Origin of the sequence: Tabrizicola sp., assembly GCF_051645465.1 — a bacterium.
Classification (GTDB): Bacteria; Pseudomonadota; Alphaproteobacteria; order Rhodobacterales; family Rhodobacteraceae; genus Tabrizicola.
In genome coordinates this window covers 1-13,910 of record NZ_JBOFBI010000266.1, presented here as the reverse complement: position 1 = coordinate 13,910, position 13,910 = coordinate 1, and the positions used below count along the sequence as shown (strand labels likewise).

Sequence of the window (13,910 nt, the reverse complement as noted above, 5' to 3'; positions counted from 1 at the left end):
GCGCTGAAGTGGATGTTCATGGAACATGCGCCGCTGATCATCCAGCCGAAGATGGACTGGACGAAGCTTTCCTGGATGGCCCGGATGCTGATGAACTGCACGGCCGAGGCCTATGCGGTGAACAAGTCGCGCATGGTGCGGCTGGCCGAGTATTCGCGGGACTGCCTGATCGAGCTTCGGGCAGAGACGGGGATTTCGTATGACGAGCGCACGCAGGGGACGCTGCAGCTCTTCCGGACGGAAAAGCAGGTGGCGGCGGCCGAGAAGGACATCGCCGTTCTGAAGGCCGACGGGGTGCCGTTCGAGGTGCTGGATGCCGATGCTTGCGTGGCGGCGGAACCGGGGCTCGCGGGGTCGAAGGGCAAGATTGCCGGCGGGTTGCGGCTGCCGGGGGATGAGACGGGGGACTGCTTCAAGTTCACCCAAAGCCTCTCGCAAATGGCCGAGGGGCTGGGCGTGACCTTCCGCTATGGCGTGGGGATCGACGGGTTGGAAGCTGATGCGGGCCGGATTGCTGCGGTGCGGACATCGGAGGGCCGGGTCACGGCGGATGCTTTCGTGGTGGCTCTGGGGTCGTACTCGCCGAGGCTTGTGGCGCCGCTGGGGATGAGGCTGCCGGTCTATCCGGTGAAGGGCTATTCGATCACCCTCCCGATCGTGGATGAGGCCCGCGCGCCGGTTTCGACGGTCATGGACGAGACCCACAAGATCGCGATCACCCGGCTGGGCGACCGGATCCGGGTGGGGGGCATGGCAGAGCTCGCCGGGTTCGACATGAGCCTGAAGGCCAAGCGGCAGGCGACGCTGACGCACTCGGTCGAGGATCTGTTCGGCGGGGCGGGGGATCAGTCCCGCGCGTCGTTCTGGTGCGGCCTGCGGCCCATGACCCCGGATGGGACTCCGGTAGTAGGGCGGTCTCCGATCGGGAACCTGTTCCTGAATACCGGCCACGGGACGCTGGGCTGGACCATGGCGGCGGGATCGGGGCGGGTGCTGGCCGATATCGTCTCGGGCCGGAGGGCTGAGATCGAGGCGCGGGACCTTGGGTATTCCCGCTATGTGAGGGAAGGGCGCAAGGGCGTTCGTTCGGGTGGCGGAGTGCCGGTTCCGGCGTGATGCCCACTGTGGGACAGCCACGCAACATGTTGATACCATTGAGCAGCGCCATTTTCCATTAGGGGCTTGGTAACCAGTTGCGGCGTGGGCATCCGCGTCTGGTCTGCCACATGCTGCTGGCTGAAATCGTCCCGACATTTCCTCGCCGTAGACAAAACTGAAGACGGGCGCTACGCAATGAACATAGGGTCGTTTTTGCGACCAACTCCTAAGCGGAGACGCCGGAACAGCAGGCTGCGGATTGGGGAAAGCGGTCGTGAAGGAAGCGCGCAACGGGCTTGTGGATTACGGCCGCTTCGCCGCTGCCCTGGCTATCGTCTGGTTTCATATGGACGTGCCCGGCACCCGGATTGCCTACGCTGCGCTGCCGTTCTTCCTGGTCCTTCTGTCGATGCCTTCAACGGCGCCGCTTGCTGCCCGGGCGCAGCGGCTGCTTCTGCCCTTCCTGATCTGGTCGGCGGTCTATGCGGTCGTCCACATTGCATTCGCTGTCAAGAATCAGGCCCCGATCTTCGGCTGGTGGGAGTGGCATATGCTGCTGACCGGCACCTGGGTTCATCTGTGGTTTCTGCCGTTCGCCTTCCTTGCAGCACTTCTGTCGCCCTGGTTCCAGCATCCGCTCGCGTCGCTTGGGGCGGCGCTGCTGGCGGCAACGATGTTTGCGCTGAATGGCACGCCGCAGACCGTGCCCTTTGCGCAATGGGCCTTCGGGCTGATCCCCGTGCTGGTCGGGATCGCCTATTTCTCGTGGGGGTGGCGTCTGGCGATCACGACGCTGGTGGGAAGCTCGCTGATCCTGTTTTTGGGCCGACCGTCCGAGGACAACATCACTATCCTGGTCGGAACGGCCCTTGCGCTGGTGATCCTGTCCAATCACCTGCCCGCAACGGCGGTGTCCGCCTGGTGCGCGCGGCTGTCGGTCTGGATCTACCTGGGCCATCCGCTGGTCATCATTGTCGGCCAGTCGCTGCGGATCACCTGGGTGGAGCTGGGGCTGTTCTCGCTGGTTGGCAGCGTCATTCTGGCCCAGCTCATCGAGACAGGGGTGCAGGCGTCCCGCAAGGGACGCCTGGCGTTCTAGAAGGGCCGGTTGCGGCGTTAGAGCCGCACCGCCTGCTCGACCCGGCGGAGCTGAACCCGGGCCAGGCCTGGGTTGGCCGTTTCCGTGTCCACCGCGACGCAGATGAAGACCTTGGCCGATTGCTCCAGGGGTCGGATCAGATGCAGCTGCCGGCCCCGCGTGATGAGGATGTCGTCGATCGGGTCGTCCAGTTCGACGCGGCGGAGCACATCGAGGTTGGCCCGCGCGACCGCGATGCTAGCCGTCATTGTGGCTTCAAGATCGACGCCATCCTGGGCGCTTTCGCCAGCCAGGATAAAGCCCGTCTGGCCATCAACCAGCCAGCCGCCGATGAAGCCGCTGATCCGGCGAAGCCCCGAGATGTCGACATCCGCAACCCGTGTCGTTGGCCTGCGCGCTGAGGCAGGGCGTTCCAACTGGGGGGCGACGGGCGCTACGACAGCGGGCTCGACAGCGGCGGCGATGGGGGCCACTTCCGGGGGGGCGTTGGCGACGACCGGCGCTGGATTGGCAGCGTCCTGCGGCAGTACCCGGCGCAGCAGGAGCACCCGCTTTTCCCCGCGCTCCGGAAGCTGGGGCAGGGCTTTCGCCCAGTCTTTGGCCGACTGGAAGCGCGCTACTGGCAAGACCGACATCGCCTTGTCGATGGCTTCAAGGAAGTCAGCCGGGTAGCCTTCGACCGATCCGGCCAGCGGCTTGCAGGGATCGGTCTCTTTCATCGCCAGGGCGGCAAGGCGGCTTTGGCAGTTGGGCGGCGCTTGGCCGCTGATCGCGTGGTAAAGCGAGGCTGCGAGCGCGTAGACATCGCTCCACGGTCCGCTGTTGCCGCCTGTCGCGTAAAGCTCGTGCGGGGAGTAGCCATCCTTGACCACGTTCAGGCCGGAATACATCTGCTCGGCTCCAACCGCGTTTCTGCGGGCTGCGCCGAAATCGATCAGGATCGGTTCGCCCTCGGGGGTCACGAAGATGTTGTCGGGCGAGATGTCGCAGTGCAGAAGGTCATTGTCATGCACGTAGGCGATGGCAGAGACCAGCTTAACGGCGATCGCGACGATCTGGTCGGGCTTCAGATCGACCTTCTTTTCGTCGATGATCGCCTGGAGATCGTGGCCGCGGATATAGTCCATCGCCATGTAGGCGGTGTCGTTGTCCTCAAACACCTGGTGGACGCCGACGATGTTCGGATGCTTGAGCTTCGCAAGGCAGCGGGCCTCGTTCAGGAAGCTTTTGACGATCCTGTCCATATGGCCTTCGGTGTTCTTCGACCGGGGCCTGACCCTTGACTGGGTCCTGCGGCAGAAGCTGCTTGAGAAGCACTCTTTGATCACCACCTCGCGGTCGACGCTGTTGCGCGCAAGATAGGTGATCCCGAACCCGCCGCTGTTGATGAAGCGGGTGATCTCGTACTGGCCGTAGAACAGCGAGGTGCCTGGTAGCAACTCATCGCCGCCTTCGGTCTGTGTCAGCGTCTCATACGTATCGAATGCCATGGTATTCTAAGGACCCCCCCTCAGAAGAACTCGGTACGGTGCTTCGCCACGGTGTCGATTCCGTGGCGAAATCCGGACGTCAAATACAACTTTAGGTTGTGGCGACATTCGGGCGTGATTAAGGCAGGTTTGTGGCGGGGGTAACGAACTGAAAAGCCGTTGCCTGGGGGCAACGGCTTGGTTTTGTCAGTCAGGCAAGAGGGCCTGGCGGGGCATCGGCCTACCGCTCCTCCACCAGAATCTCGCGTTTGCCGACGTGGTTGGCGCGGGTGACGACGCCTTCGTCCTCCATCTGCTCTACCAGACGGGCGGCCTTGTTGTAGCCGATGCCAAGCTTGCGCTGGATGTAGGAGGTGGAGCATTTGCGGTCGCGGGCGACGATGGCCACGGCCTGGTCGTAAAGCGCATCGTCTGACGCTTCGCCCGAGCCGAGGCCCAGGACCATGTCGATATCGGAGGCGACCTCGTCTTCCGGGCCTTCGACCACGCCGGACATGTAGACGGGGGGGCCGAACGACTTTAGGTGGTTGACGATCTCTTCAACCTCCTCGTCGCTGACAAAGGGCCCGTGGATACGGGTGATCCGCGCGCCGTTGCCCATGTAAAGCATGTCGCCCGCGCCGAGGAGCTGTTCGGCGCCCTGTTCGCCGAGGATGGTGCGGCTGTCGATCTTCGAGGTGACCTGGAAGGAAATCCGGGTCGGGAAGTTGGCCTTGATCGTGCCGGTGATGACGTCCACCGAGGGGCGCTGGGTGGCCATGATCAGGTGGATGCCGGACGCCCGCGCCATCTGGGCCAGGCGCTGGATGCAGGCTTCGATCTCTTTTCCGGCGACCATCATCAGGTCGGCCATCTCGTCGACGATGACGACGATGTAGGGGAGGGCGACGGGCGCGAACTCCTCGGTCTCGAAGACGGGATCGCCGGTTTCCTCGTCAAAGCCGGTCTGGATGGTGCGCTTGAAAAGCTCGCCCTTCGACAGCGCCTCGCGGACGCGACCGTTGTAGCCTTCGATGTTGCGGACGCCCATCTTGGACATCTTGCGGTAGCGCTCCTCCATCTCGCTGACCACCCATTTCAGGGCGACGACGGCCTTCTTCGGGTCGGTCACGACTGGGGAGAGGAGGTGCGGGATGCCGTCGTAGACGGAAAGTTCCAGCATCTTCGGGTCGATCATGATCAGGCGGCACTCCTCGGGCGTGAGCTTGTAGAGGAGGCTGAGGATCATGGTGTTGATCGCGACGGATTTGCCCGAGCCGGTGGTGCCTGCGATCAGGAGGTGGGGCATCTTCGCCAGGTTCGCGACGATGGGGTCGCCGCCGATGTCCTTGCCAAGCGCAAGGGGCAGGCGCATCTGGCTGTCGCCGAAGTCGCGGGCCGAGAGGATTTCCCGCAGGACGACCTTCTCGCGGTTGGCGTTGGGGAGTTCGATTCCGATAACGCTGCGCCCGGGGACGGTGGAGACGCGGGCGGAGAGGGCGGACATGCTGCGGGCGATGTCGTCGGCAAGGCCGATCACGCGGCTGGCTTTCAGGCCGGGGGCGGGTTCCAGTTCGTACATGGTCACGACGGGGCCGGGGCGGACGGCGGTGATTTCGCCTTTGACGCCGTAGTCGTCGAGGACCGACTCCAGCATCCGGGCGTTTTCCTCCAGTGCCTCATCCGAAAGCTGGCTGCGCTGGATGGCGACCGGGGTGGAGAGGAGGTTCAGGGGCGGAAGCTCGTAGGCCGGGGTTTTGTCTTCGAAGCGGAGGCCGGGCTGGCTTTCGGCCATGGCCTGGCGCGAGGGCGAAGCCTTCTTGTGCGCATGCTGCACCACGCCGCGGCGGTCCGGGGTGAAGGCCATGGGGCGGCCGGGGGGCAGTTCGTCTTCCAGCTCGTCGAGCGGGTAGTCGGCAAGTTCATCTGCCTGATCGTCCCAGGCGGTGTCCTCCACGTAGGCAGTTGCTGACAGGTCGTCGTCTTCGACCTCCGGCTCCCAGGCCTTTTGCGGGGCCGTCAGGGGCGGGGTGGCCGTGCGGGGCAGGGGGCGGGTGTCGGCCATCAGCGCGACCGGGCCGCGTGGGCGCACGACTGGGGGTTCGACGCGCGCTGCCGGGGGCAGGGGCGCGGGCGTCACCGGGAAGTCGGGCGAGCGTTTGACCCGGGTGCGGATCACGTCGGAAATCCGCGCCTTGATCCGGTCTTCCAGCGGCACCGACGGGTCCCACATCGTCGTGTCTTCGATCAGCTCAGGCTCCGGCTCGGGTTCCGGCGCGGACGCGCGGCGCAGGCGGGACAGGAACGAGGGCTTTTCGCGGACCGGCTCGGGTGCAGGCACGGGCGCGACGCGGGGTTCCGTCCGCATCGATTGCGGCATCGCGCGGGCGGTGCTTGCGCGCAGGGGTTCGGGGGTCATGCTGCCGGTGACCGGCGGCACCATCCGGCGCGAGACGGGCGCGTCACGGCCATAGACGGCGGCATCGCGCGGAAGGGAAGAGTTGGCGGCAGCGCGGGCGCGGGCGCGATCCTGCAGCGCAATAGCGCCATGGAGCGCGCCGCGGGCGCCTGAACCGGCCACCTGGCGCAGTGCGGTGTAGCCCATGATCGAACCAAGGATCAGGAAGCGCTGGGTCGCCTTCAGCTCGGCCATGTTGAAGCCGGTGACGAAGAGCATCATCGCGATAAGGCCCGCAAAGGTCAGAAGCGACATCAGTTTCAGCCCGAAGCCCGCCGAGCCGGGGACAACGCCGATCAGAGACCCAAGGACGGTATCGCCGAAAAGGCCGCCAAGCCCGAAGGTATGGGTCCAGGCATCGCCCGGCACCAGCGTGGCGCAATGGACGGCGGCAAAGGCGACGGCGATCACGGCAAAGACAACCCGGCCAACCGCACGCTCGCCGCCCCGGTGCAGCATGAAGCGCGTGCCCCAGGCGGCAAAGATCATCGGGATCGTCCAGGCGCCCTTGCCGATCAGGATGATCAGCGTCGAGGCGAGGGCCGCACCGAAGCGGCCGAAGATGTTCTGTGCCGGTTCCTCGGTCGCGACCATCCAGCCGGGATCCTCGGGCGAGTAGGTCCAGAGCATCATGGCGAAGCCTGCGGCGACAAGGATCAGCACCAGGCCCAGAAGCTCACGCCCGCGGCGTTCAAGCATCGCCTGCGTGCCCTGGTCCAGAAGCGGTTCGCGCTGCCGCGCCTGTAGAGAAGCCATTCCTACCTCACCCGTAAATGCAATCGCGCAAAAGCGTGAGCCCGCGCTGAGTTTCTTCTGGCGCAGCGACCAGCGCTACGCGGATGTATCCCTTGCCGGGGTTCTGGCCCCCGACCTCGCGCGAAAGATAGGCACCGGGGAGAACCCGGACCCCCGTTTCGCACCAAAGCTTCATGGTCGCTGCCTCGCCATCCTCGACCGGCAGCCAAAGGAAGAAGCCGCCACCGGGGGGCTGGTAGCCCTGCAGGCCTTTGAAGGTCTGGTCGGCGTCGGCAAACTTGCGGTGGTAAAGCGCGCGGGACGCGTCGACATGCGCCTCATCGGCCCAGGCGGCTTCGGCCACCCGCTGGAGGGGGAGAGGCAGGGGAGCACCAGCAAAGGCGCGAAGCTTGCGGATGCGGGTCATGCATTCGGGGCCTGAGGCGACGAAGCCCGACCGCAGACCGGGCAGGTTCGAGCGTTTGGAAAGGGAATGAAAGACGAGTGCCCTCTCAGGGTCAGCCGCTTCCTGATGTGCGATTTGTAGAAGTCCGGGCGGTGGCGTGTCGCGCCAGATTTCGGAATAGCATTCATCGGCCAGAACGCGGAAGTCGTGTTTCTCCGCCAGAGCCAGAAGGTCGGCGAGGTAGTCGGCGGAGGCCACCGCCCCTTGCGGGTTCGCGGGCGAGCAGATGTAGGCCAGGGCCGTCCGGTCCAGCACGTCCTTGGGCAGGCTGCCGTAGTCGGGCAGGAACCCGGTGGCGGCGGTTGCGGGGACATAGACCGGCTCGGCCCCCACGGTCAGAGCGGCCACGGCGTAGACCTGATAGAAAGGGTTTGGCATCAGGACGACGGGCTTCTGCCCGTTCTTCGTCTCGGGGCAAAGGGCGATGCAGGCGTTGAAGAGGCCTTCACGCGTGCCGTTCAGCACCATCAGGCGGTCTTCGCTTACGGTCACACCATAGCGCCGCGCGATCCAGCCCGAGATAGCCGCCAGAAGCTCGGGCGTGCCGTCGTTCGGGGGGTAGACGCCGAAGCCCGAAAGGTTGGCCGCAAGGATCGGACCCACAAAGTCCGGCATGGGGTGGCGCGGCTCGCCGATGGTCATGGCAATGGGTTCGCCGCCGGGGGCGTGCGCATCGAGAAGCTTCCGCAAGCGCGGAAACGCATAATCTGGCAGGTTCGAAAACCGCTCAGGAAACGCCATTACTGCCTCAAAGTCGGGGTCTATTCGCCCCATTTCCCAGAACGATAACCAGTCGCGCGCGTGAGGTCCAGAAAAACCCTGCGCGGTGAGCGGGTTGCGCGAGGGGCTTGTGGCAATTTGGCAGTTATTCGCGGACGGGCAGTGTTGAGCGCCGCGCCTTCAGGCAGATTGCACCAGTTGCACGGTGACGGCGGCGTAGAAAACCGCGCTGGCCGCAAGCACGCAGACATGCCAGATCGTGTAGTGGAACGGCAGCCGCTCCAGCACGCAGAAGCCCACGCCAAGCGTGTAAAGGATGCCGCCGATCGTGATCAGCACCATCACGGCGGTCGAGAGACCGGCAAAAAGCTCGCCCCCGGCGATGAGCCCCGCCCAGCCCATCAGAAGGGCCAGGGCAATGGCGGCCGGTTTCAGCCGGTCGGGCGCAAAGGCGCGGATGGCGGCGCCAGTGAGCGCAGCGGCCCAAAGGCCCGCCAGCAGCCAGCCGACCTCGGCGCCGGAGAGGAGGACGAAGGGCGTGTAGGTCGCGGCGATCAGGCAGAGGATCGCGGTGTGGTCGAGGCTGCGGAATATGCGCCGAAGACGCGGGTGCGTCGTCATGTGAAAGAGCGCCGAGAAGACAAGCATCGTCACCAGCGCGACACCGTAAAGCGTGGTCGACAGGACGGCGGGCGCGTCGCCCCGCAAGACCACGGCGAGGGTGATGAGGACCGGCACGCCGATCAGCGCCGCGACGATGCCCAGGAGGTGGACTGCGGCGTCGCTAAGGCGCTCGGCGCGGGAATAGTCGTGGCGGGCGGCGAGAAGCATCAGGCGATGCTAGCAGATGATCGGCCCCCGTGAGAGATCACATCTTAGTGGGCGGGGTCAGTCTTTCTGGCTGACGTTTTCGGCGAAGGCCTTCTGGAACGCCGCCTGCTTCGTGGCATCGGCTTCAGACTGGTTCTGGGCGACCCAGTCGGCATAGGGCATGCCGTAGATGATCTCGCGCGCGGTGTCCTTGGTCAGCTCGATGCCCCGTTCGGCGGCGGCTTCCTGGTACCAGCGGCTCAGGCAGTTGCGGCAGAAACCCGCAAGGTTCATCAGGTCGATGTTCTGAACATCGGGCCGCTGTTCCATCAGGTGATGGATCAGCGCGCGGAAGGTGGCGGCTTCAAGCTCGGTGCTGATGGGCGTGTTCATCGGCGTCTCCTTTCCCGACAGAACTGGGTGCTTCCTGGGACCGCGTCAAGCAGGGCCAAGCCACATGGCGCGGGTGACCTGGTCCAGGAGCCAGGCAATCCCGGCGTCGGAATGCGCGGCGCGCGTGACGACGGCATAAAGCGGCGTCAGGTCCAGATCGAACGGAAGCGGATTTGCGACCAGCCCGAAGCGGGCGGCCTGGCCTTCGGCAAGGCTACTTGGCACCCCCGCGACAAGGTCGGTCGATGCGGCCATCAGAAGCGCCAGCATCGCATTCGGCACGGTTGTGATGACATCGCGCTGCCGGTCCATTCGGGCAAGCACCGTGTCGATCACTCCGGTCCTGTCGCCGGTCAGCGACATGAACACATGCCGGGCGTCACAGTAGGTTTCAAGCGATGGGGCGCGGGCGAACGGATGGTCGGGCCGGCAGACCGCGACCAGCCGGTCGCCGCCAAGGGATCGGGCCAGGAACCGGGCCGGCAGCGGTGTCTCGGCCAGTTGCGGGATTGCCGCGAGATCGAGGCTGCGGTCATCGAGCTGGTCGAGGACATGGGTGAAGGCGCCCTCGCCGGGTGAGGTGCGGAAGTTGGGCAGGATGTGAAGCAGCGAAAGCCCGACGCCGGGCGCCTCGGCCCCCACTTGTTGCACCAGAAGCGGGCCGTGGACCGCAAGTGCTGAATCCGGCGTGCCGATCCGGAAGCGGCGGGTCGAAGTGGCGGGGTCGAAAGGCTCGGCAGTGCCGAGAACGCCGCGCACGCCTTGCAGGATTTCCGCGATCCGGGGGGAAAGCTCAAGTGCGCGGTCGGTGGGGGTGACACCGCGGGGGGTGCGCAGGAACAGGGGGTCGTTCAGAAGCCGCCGAAGCCGCCCGAGCCCGTGGCTGACCGCCGAGGGGGACAGGTTGAGGACCGCTGCAGCGTGACCGACATGGCCCTTGGCCAGAACCGTCTCGAACAGGACGAGAAGGTTCAGGTCGGTCCGGGAAAGATCAATCTGATTCAGCATATCGCTGAAATCATATCACTGGATTCAGCATGCGACCAGTGCGAGGGAACACCGCACCACATTTTCAGAACGAAGGAACTTGGAATGCAGCTATTTCCTCATGAACTTTGGATTCAAGTATTGATTGGTCGGGCAGACGCCGCTCTGACGTTTCTGGAGCACTTCAGATGCGCCTGACCCGACCCGACTATTCCCCCTACACCATCGACGTGCCCGGCCGTGAGATCGCGCCGGGCACGAAACAGACGCAATCCGGCGCGCGGACGCCGGAGAGAGCCCGTCGAAAGGGCAAGACCATGCGCACCAGCGACTTCTGCTTCATCGTGGCGGGGCTGGCGGCCCTGACCGGCATGACCATGGGCATCGTCATGGGCATCGCGCAGGATTTCACGCTTGCCCCGGCCCACGCCCACCTTAACCTGCTCGGCTGGGTCACAATGGCGCTTTACGGGCTTTACCATCGCAGCGTCGGGCGCGTGGGCGGCTGGCTTGGCTGGTCGCAGGTCATCGCAGGTGCCGTGGGCGGGCTAAGCTTGAGCGGGGGCCTGGCGATCTATCTGCACAGCGGCGATGATCGTGTCGCGCCGCTGGCTATCGGAGGCTCGCTGTTGGCGTTCCTTGGGATGGTGCTCTTTGTTGTCATCATCCTGGTCGATCTGCTTGGCTTTCGGTCTCCCAACGCCGGGTCAGGCGCTAGTACCGCCTGACCCGTCCCTGTGGTGCGGGGGCTTTAGAGCCCCTATGCTTCCGCGTCGCAGAGGGCAGCGGTCAGGATCGGGGCGAGCCGGGCGGCCCAGTGGGCTTGCTCGGCCGCCGTCCCGATCAGGTCGTTCCGGACCTCGACCAGCGTGTTCTGCCGCCCAAGGCGCAAGGCATGGCGGTCGATGGCATCGCCGGGCAGGTGGCCCGAGTAGGGCTCGTTGTCACCGATAGACAGGTCGGACTCCTCCCGCAGGCGCGCGATCAACGGGCGGGAAAACCGTTCGTCCAGGTGCGAATACAGGACGCCGACATGCCAGGGGCGTGGCGGGCGGGCGCGCAAGGCGGGCGTAAAAGAGTGGACCGCGACGATCACCCGATCGGGCCTCAGCGCCGCAAGCCGGGCATAGGCGGCGTGATAGGGGCGATAGAGGCGGTCGAGGCGTCGCTCGATCTCGTCAGGGCCCGCATGGCGGTTCGCCGGGATGATCGTGCCGTCATAAAGCCGCATGACCAGGGTCGGGTCATCCTCTCCCCGGTTCGGGTCGATCACAAGGCGCGAGAAGTCCGACAGGATCACCGGGCTGTCGAGATGGCGGCCAAGTTCGCGGGCGACCCCGGCGGCGCCCACGTCCCAGGCGATGTGGCGGGCCATGTCAGCAGCCGGAATGCCAAGGTCCCCGCCATTCACCCAGTCCGGCACATGGTTCGAGGCGTGGTCGCAGGTGACCAGCCAGCGTCCGGAGCGGTGCTCTCCGTCAATCGTGAATGCCACGCCTCGTTTCCTTGCGGCTTTCCGGGGACTGCTCCTCTCTCCCTTACGGTCGATCCTCGCGGGATTCCAGCGATGAGCGAGCGAAGCGACACGAAGAGCGGTTAGAATGGCAATCGGGGCGTTGCGGGACGATCCGGATTGCGCCATAACGCACGCGGCCCACATGAACCGAAATTTGAAGCAGGAGGATGGCGATGCGCCGCCACCGCAACGTGAAGATTGTGGCCACGCTTGGCCCGGCATCCAGCACCTACGAGATGATCCGTGCCTTGTTCGAAGCCGGGGCCGATGTGTTCCGCCTGAACATGAGCCATGGGGCGCATGACGACATCCGCAAGCGCCACCAGATCATCCGCAAGGTCGAAGCCGATCTGGGCCGTCCGATCGGTATCCTCGCTGACCTTCAGGGGCCGAAGCTGCGGGTTGGCGTCTTCGCCAAGGGCGAGGAAGAACTGGCCGAGGGCGCGGCCTTCCGCATGGACCTGTCGACCGCTGAGGGGGACGCGAAGCGGGTGAACCTGCCGCACCCCGAAATCTTTGCGGCGCTTGAGCCCGGCGCCACGCTTCTGGTCAATGACGGGAAGATCCGCCTGACGGTGAACGCCTGCGGCAAGGACTTTGCAGATTGCACCGTGGTCGTCGGTGGCACGATTTCCAACCGCAAGGGCGTGAACGTACCGGATGTGGTGCTGCCGGTGGCGGCGCTGTCGGACAAGGATCGCGGCGACCTGGAGTTCGTGTGCGAGCTGGGCGTCGACTGGCTGGCGCTTTCCTTCGTCCAGCGGCCCGAGGACGTGATCGAAGCACGGAGCCTCGCCAGGGGCCGCGCGGCGATCCTGTCGAAGATCGAGAAGCCGGCTGCGGTAAAGGCCTATGACGCGATCCTGCAGGTCTCGGACGGGATCATGGTGGCGCGCGGTGATCTGGGGGTCGAACTGCCGGTGACGTCGGTTCCGCCGATCCAGAAGCGGCTGGTGCGCGGTGCGCGTGCCGCGGCAAAGCCGGTGATCGTGGCGACCCAGATGCTGGAGTCGATGATCGAGGCCCCGGTCCCGACGCGGGCCGAGGTGTCAGACGTTGCCACCGCGATCTATGAAGGCGCCGACGCGATCATGCTTTCGGCGGAATCGGCGGCTGGCAAGTATCCAGTCGAAGCGGTCTCGACCATGAACGCGGTCGCGATGAGCGTCGAGAAGGACCCGACCTACCGCTCGGTGATCGAGGCCAGCCGCGTGGTCCGGCGCGAATCCATCGCCGACGGGATCGTCGCGGCGGCGCGCGAGATTGCCGAAGCCACGAACATCAAGGCGATCTGCTGTTTCAGCCAGACCGGCACCACGGCAAGCCTGGTGGCGCGGGAACGGCCGCACGTGCCGATCATCGCGCTGACGCCGCTTATGTCGACTGCACGGCGGATGGCGCTGACCTGGGGCGCGCATTGCGTGATCACCCCGCCACAGGACCGCTTCAAGGGCGCAGTGCTTGCCGCCGTGGGCGCGGCCAGGGCCGACGGATTCGCGACCGAGGAAGACCAGATCGTGGTCACCGCAGGGGTCCCGTTCAACGTGAAGGGCACGACGAACATCCTGCGGGTCGCGCCCTGCGACGAGCGGTTGATTTCACGCGTTGACCCTGAGTAAACTCGCCGCCAGGGTAACCGGCCGGGGGGCTTCGTGGATACGGATCTGCTACTTACGCTTGGGATCGTGCTTCTGGTCCTGTCCGTGCCGTCATTGCTGTCTGCCTGGGTCGAAGGCCGGGCCCCCAGGATCGGGGCGATCATGGTTATCGTGGCCGCCGGGATGGTCATAACAGCGGTAACAACCAAGCCGGGCGGCTACACCTTCAACGAGGTTCCGGGCGCCATGGTCAAGGTCGTCGGGCGCCTGTTCAACTGAACGCAGACCGGCGGGGCGAGTATCTGCAGTCTGTCCACATTCGGTAGTGGCCACTGCTTTCAGCCCCTTGCCATCGCCGAACGCTGCCCCTATAGGGGCGGCTTCGTTACCCGCACGGCCGGCCAAAGTGGCATGCCGAGTCGTGCCTGAAACCACGGAGATGGAAATGCCCAAGATGAAGACCAAGTCGGCGGCGAAGAAGCGTTTCAGCTTCACGGCCTCCGGTCGGGCCAAGGCTGGCGTTGCCGGCAAGCGGCACGGCATGATCAAGCGCACGACGAA

Annotated in this window: 13 protein-coding genes; 6 read left to right on the top strand and 7 right to left on the bottom strand. The window is 65.4% G+C overall.

Translation table 11 applies throughout. The features are described from left to right. Positions 1–1,116, top strand: a 1,116-nt coding sequence (locus ACRCSW_RS17215) for a D-amino acid dehydrogenase (RefSeq protein WP_438706875.1), incomplete at its 5' end; no start/stop codon positions are given. 256 nt (positions 1,117–1,372) lie between these two features. Further along, on the top strand, positions 1,373–2,197 hold the full coding sequence (locus tag ACRCSW_RS17210; RefSeq protein ID WP_438706874.1) for an acyltransferase family protein: 825 nt from the start codon (positions 1,373–1,375) through the stop codon (positions 2,195–2,197). A 17-nt stretch (positions 2,198–2,214) separates the two neighbouring features. Here ACRCSW_RS17210 and ACRCSW_RS17205 read toward each other — a convergent pair whose 3' ends face one another. The 6 genes from ACRCSW_RS17205 to ACRCSW_RS17180 form a co-directional block, all read right to left on the bottom strand. Next, positions 2,215–3,687: a serine/threonine protein kinase gene (locus ACRCSW_RS17205; RefSeq protein WP_438706873.1), complete on the bottom strand. Its 1,473-nt coding sequence runs from the start codon at positions 3,685–3,687 to the stop codon at positions 2,215–2,217. A 220-nt stretch (positions 3,688–3,907) separates the two neighbouring features. Continuing rightward, entirely contained in the window at positions 3,908–6,880 is a 2,973-nt protein-coding gene (locus ACRCSW_RS17200) for a DNA translocase FtsK 4TM domain-containing protein (RefSeq protein WP_438706872.1), read from the bottom strand. A gap of 7 nt (positions 6,881–6,887) precedes the next feature. Continuing rightward, positions 6,888–8,066, bottom strand: a complete 1,179-nt coding sequence (locus ACRCSW_RS17195) for an aminotransferase class I/II-fold pyridoxal phosphate-dependent enzyme (protein WP_438706871.1) — start codon at positions 8,064–8,066, stop codon at positions 6,888–6,890. A 159-nt stretch (positions 8,067–8,225) separates the two neighbouring features. Further along, positions 8,226–8,876, bottom strand: coding sequence for a PAQR family membrane homeostasis protein TrhA (gene trhA / locus ACRCSW_RS17190; protein ID WP_438706870.1), 651 nt, complete (start codon positions 8,874–8,876; stop codon positions 8,226–8,228). 57 nt (positions 8,877–8,933) lie between these two features. After that, entirely contained in the window at positions 8,934–9,248 is a 315-nt protein-coding gene (locus ACRCSW_RS17185) for a DUF1244 domain-containing protein (protein ID WP_438706869.1), read from the bottom strand. A gap of 45 nt (positions 9,249–9,293) precedes the next feature. Then, positions 9,294–10,256 carry a LysR family transcriptional regulator gene (locus tag ACRCSW_RS17180; protein WP_438706868.1) on the bottom strand — a complete coding sequence of 321 codons (963 nt, stop codon included), beginning with the start codon at positions 10,254–10,256 and terminating at the stop codon, positions 9,294–9,296. Positions 10,257–10,423: 167 nt separating this feature from the next. Here ACRCSW_RS17180 and ACRCSW_RS17175 point away from each other — a divergent pair, with 167 nt between their 5' ends. Beyond that, positions 10,424–10,963, top strand: coding sequence for a hypothetical protein (locus ACRCSW_RS17175; RefSeq protein ID WP_438706867.1), 540 nt, complete (start codon positions 10,424–10,426; stop codon positions 10,961–10,963). 32 nt (positions 10,964–10,995) lie between these two features. Here ACRCSW_RS17175 and ACRCSW_RS17170 read toward each other — a convergent pair whose 3' ends face one another. Next, the gene (locus ACRCSW_RS17170) at positions 10,996–11,730 is read right to left on the bottom strand and encodes an N-formylglutamate amidohydrolase (RefSeq protein ID WP_438706866.1); all 735 of its coding nucleotides are present in this window, start codon (positions 11,728–11,730) and stop codon (positions 10,996–10,998) included. Positions 11,731–11,924: 194 nt separating this feature from the next. Here ACRCSW_RS17170 and pyk point away from each other — a divergent pair, with 194 nt between their 5' ends. The 3 genes from pyk to ACRCSW_RS17155 all read left to right on the top strand — a co-directional run. Then, positions 11,925–13,370 carry a pyruvate kinase gene (gene pyk, locus ACRCSW_RS17165; protein ID WP_438706865.1) on the top strand — a complete coding sequence of 482 codons (1,446 nt, stop codon included), beginning with the start codon at positions 11,925–11,927 and terminating at the stop codon, positions 13,368–13,370. A 33-nt stretch (positions 13,371–13,403) separates the two neighbouring features. Next, a complete protein-coding gene (locus ACRCSW_RS17160; RefSeq protein WP_438706864.1) occupies positions 13,404–13,628 on the top strand; it encodes a hypothetical protein in 225 nt (74 codons plus the stop codon). Between the two features lie 166 nt (positions 13,629–13,794). Then, a partial coding sequence (locus ACRCSW_RS17155) for a large ribosomal subunit protein bL35 (RefSeq protein WP_438706876.1) occupies positions 13,795–13,910 on the top strand: 116 nt, incomplete at its 3' end.